Source organism: Jatrophihabitans sp. YIM 134969 (genome assembly GCF_054456675.1).
The window spans coordinates 1-2,706 of sequence record NZ_JBTJEQ010000100.1 but is presented as its reverse complement, the minus strand read 5'-3'; the positions used below and the strand labels follow the sequence as shown (position 1 = coordinate 2,706).

General features: G+C 74.0%; 4 protein-coding genes. 2 read left to right on the top strand and 2 right to left on the bottom strand.

The window, feature by feature from the left end; translation table 11 throughout:
- Both ACXR2U_RS23975 and ACXR2U_RS23970 read left to right on the top strand, forming a co-directional pair.
- Window positions 1-357 (top strand): hypothetical protein (locus ACXR2U_RS23975; protein ID WP_458827611.1); only part of this gene is annotated, 357 nt, incomplete at its 5' end.
- The gene (locus ACXR2U_RS23970; protein ID WP_458827610.1) at window positions 354-1,163 is read left to right on the top strand and encodes a protein kinase domain-containing protein; all 810 of its coding nucleotides are present in this window, start codon (window positions 354-356) and stop codon (window positions 1,161-1,163) included. The genes ACXR2U_RS23975 and ACXR2U_RS23970, both read left to right, overlap by 4 nt.
- A gap of 28 nt (window positions 1,164-1,191) precedes the next feature.
- Here ACXR2U_RS23970 and ACXR2U_RS23965 read toward each other — a convergent pair whose 3' ends face one another.
- Window positions 1,192-1,713, bottom strand: coding sequence for a pyridoxamine 5'-phosphate oxidase family protein (locus ACXR2U_RS23965; protein WP_458827609.1), 522 nt, complete (start codon window positions 1,711-1,713; stop codon window positions 1,192-1,194).
- Between the two features lie 31 nt (window positions 1,714-1,744).
- On the bottom strand, window positions 1,745-2,706 hold a 962-nt coding region (locus ACXR2U_RS23960; protein WP_458827608.1), incomplete at its 5' end, for a lysophospholipid acyltransferase family protein.

The window sequence follows — 2,706 nt, the reverse complement described above, 5'->3', positions numbered from 1 at the left end:
GTCGTGGCGACGCCCCCGGCCGACCCGCCCGCGGTCGCCGTCCGGCTGACGTCGTCGACCGACGCCGCCGCCGCCCTCACCCTCGCGGCGCAGGTCGCCGTCGGCCGCGGACTGCCGCTGACGGTGTCCGAGGACAGCGGCCGACGCGGCCGGGCGGCCGTCGCCGAACTGGCCAAGCACGGCGTCCGGGTGACGTCGGGCGAGCCTGCACCCGGGTCGTGGTGGCTGACCGTCGCCGACGACCAGGGTGCGACCGCAACCCACCTGCGGGTCCGCGCTGGTGTGGACGAGACCGCCGAGCAGGTCGGCGACTGGGCGGGCGACCTCGTCGCCGCCGGAACGGAGAGCGGCACGTGATCGACGGCATCGCCGACTACGAGTTCGTCAGGTCCCTGGGCAAGGGCAACAACGGCGAGTTCTTCCTCGCCCGCACGCCCGCCCGGCTCCCGATCGACCACGAGTACGTCGCGGTCAAGGTGCTCTCCGGCCTGGTGACCGAGGACGTCTTCCGCCGCGCCACGCGGGAACTGTCGGCGTTCGCCGCGGTCCCCTCGCCCCACCTGGTCACGCTGTTCGACGCGGGCCAGCAGGGCGAGGCGTTCTACTACGCGATGGAGTACCTCGAGGGAGGTGACCTCGAGAGTGCGCTGGGCTCGGTGTCGACCCCCCGCGCGCTCGCCGCGGTGGCCTCCGCGGCCCGGGCCGCGCACGCCCTGCACGAGGCCGGCATCGTCCACCGCGACATCAAGCCCGCCAACATCCTGCTCGGCGACCACACCGCCAAGCTGACCGACCTCGGGCTCTCGCAGTTGCTGACCCCGGGCGTCACGATCACCGGCATGGGCTCGACGACCTCGATCGAGTACGTCGACCCGTTGTTGATCCAGGGGGCACCGGCCTCGCGCGCGACCGACATGTTCTCGATCGGCGCGACGCTGCACAAGGTGGTCGCGGGTCACGGGCTCTACGGCGAGCTGCCCACCGGTGACCCGATGCTCGCGTTGCGCAAGGTGTTCGCGGGTCAGCCCAAGGTCGCGGACTCCGTGCCGCCGGCGGTGGCCGCGGTCATCACCGAGGCCATCAACCCCGATCTCGCCCAGCGGCCGGTCACGGCCGAGGTGCTCGCCGAACGGATCGAGGCGCTGGCCGGGAGCCCGGTCTGAGACAGCAGGCCTCGGGCCGGCCGACGCGTCAGAGGTCGACCTTCGCGTTCTCGCCGACGTCGGTGGCGGGCTTGTTGGTGACCGCGCTGCGCAGCATCTTCAGGGTGCTGGTCACGCGGTTGCCGCTGTTCTCCCACCACTCGCCGCGCTCGCCGACGACCTTGATGAGGGTGACGTTCGGGTCGTCCGGACCGTCGGTGAACCAGGCCTGGACGAACGGGTTCCAGTAGTCGTGGATGCGCTGGCGGTCGTCGACCAGTTCGGCGTGCCCGTCGATCGAGATCCAGGTGTCGTTCGACATGTAGGTGATCGCCACGTGGGCGTCGGACCGGATCTGCTGGACCTTCGGGGAGTCCTTCAACGCGAGCAGCCACAGGTCGCCGTCGAACTCGCTGTCCTGCACGGCCATCGGTCGCGAGACCAGCGTGCCGTCGTCGTCGACGGTGGTGAACATGACGGTGTGCACGCCCTCGAGCAGCTCGGCGAGCTTGGCGATGCCGTCGTCGTCGGTGGGCGGGGTCGAGTCGGTGGACGTGGTCGAGTCGGTCATACCGTCACGGTGCCCAGCCCCCGCCCGCGCCTCACCTCCAGTCGGTGACGACCGTCGCGAGCCCGACCACGAACAGGGCCGCGCCCACGGCGAGCACGCACGGGTACGCGCGCGGCCGACGGTCGATCCAGCGCGACGCCGTCACCGCGACGGCGGCCACCGCGACGAGCCGTGCCGTGCGGGCCAGCAGGGCGTGACCCGCCCACGCGCGGAGGTCCAGACCGTCCCGGCCGGCCGCGCGCGCGAACACCTTGAACGGCACCCCCGACAGCGGTTGCGACCACACGCCGGCTGCGCCGTGCGCGAGGTCCGCGCGACGGACAGCGACCGACATCCCGGGCGTGGTCAGCGGTTGCGGGAACAGCAGACCGTGGCGCGCGGCCACCGCCGTGGTCAGGCCGCCCAGCACGCTGCCGATGCCCGCCGCGAGCACCAACCGCACCACGGCCCGGGCCCGGGCCGAGGCGAACCACCGGGCACTCCCGGCCCTCGGTGCGACCACCCCGGCGAGCAGGAGGGCGGCGAGGGTGAGTTCGGGCAGCAACGGCCACGAGACCGCCTCGGCGAACGCGGCCGCCGCGAGGACCCAGGCGGCGCGCGGCCGGCTCGCGAGCCGGGCGACCGACATCCGCAGCCGGGAGTCGGTGGCGTGGGCGGCGGGACCCGCGAGGGCCTCGATGGCGGCGCGGGCCCGGGTGGTCGCGTCGTCGACGTCGGTGACCTCGAGGGGCGCACCGATCCGCACCTCGACCCGTGCGCGGCGGTGCGACCCGCCCGGGGGTGCGAGTGTGGCTGTCCCCGTGATCCCGATCGGGACGACAGGAACCCCGTGGGCGGCGGCCAGGCGGAACGCGCCGGTGTGGCAGGTGCCGGCGGCCGCGGTGCGGCTCCCGGACGGGAACACGACCACGGTCCCGCCGGCGTCCAGGACCGCGCCCGCTGCGGCGAGGTCGGCGGAACCGCCGCCCTCGCGCCGGACCGGGAACCCGGCCG